An 839-nucleotide genomic window follows, 5' to 3' on the forward strand; every position below is an offset into this window, starting at 1 on the left:
GTTTAACTCGAGACTTTGCCTATATTGCTTATAACGACATACCAGCCCTACAGCACACAGAAATTACTGGCAGGACAGGGCAAGTTCAAGTGAATGATGACGGCACTAAGACCATGACGACAGACGGAACTAAAACGATTTACAGTTGGGATAACGACAAAGGGGAGATTGCCCAAAAAACTGAGACGGTTAAGCGCTATAGTGATAGTCTAGAAAATCCATTAAGTGAGCTTGATGATCAAATAAAGGAAATAGAAAAGTTGCTTGGTAGCGAAGAGTTCCAATCTAGTGAACATCGTGATATTTTAGCCAGCACTCTTGATACTTTGCGTGAAGCACAAAGAGGTAAATGGAACAACTCTTTTGATGTGTTAGAGCAAGCTAGATCAAATTTTTATACACATTTAGAAAGAAACTCAGGTTCAGAAATTCCAACAGGATTAAACAAGATATATTCTTCTTTAGAAAAGTATACTTCTAAAATCCAAATGTATAGAACACTTCAATCTTCTCTATATGAAGAATGCGACAAAGCCGAATTATTGGGAGTTGACAGAAAGATTGAAAAATTAGAGGATATTCACAATCAGCTCTCAAAGACATTAAGGGGGGAGCCTGACATGAATTTATGGGCGAAAAAAGATAGATTATATATAGAACGGCGCATTCGAAGGGCTAAAAGGTCTCAAGAAAAACTTAGCGAATGGAGGCAACCTGTGATAGCTATGGACAGCACAGATCCATTTACAGGGTGTAAGCATCAAGTTGTTGTAACAGTAGGAAATGATCAAACTAATGTCTTGTTAATCGTTGAACAACGCCTGGCAAAAAAATATCCA

At 37.9% G+C, this 839-nt stretch carries 1 protein-coding gene; it reads left to right on the plus strand.

Going from position 1 to position 839, the window contains the following annotated elements:
- Positions 1–89 precede the first annotated feature (89 nt).
- A partial coding sequence (locus CRYPD_RS07750) for a hypothetical protein (protein WP_212744006.1) occupies positions 90–839 on the plus strand: 750 nt, incomplete at its 3' end.

The organism is Bathymodiolus heckerae thiotrophic gill symbiont (assembly GCF_900180345.1).
In the GTDB taxonomy this organism is placed as follows: domain Bacteria; phylum Pseudomonadota; class Gammaproteobacteria; order PS1; family Pseudothioglobaceae; genus Thiodubiliella.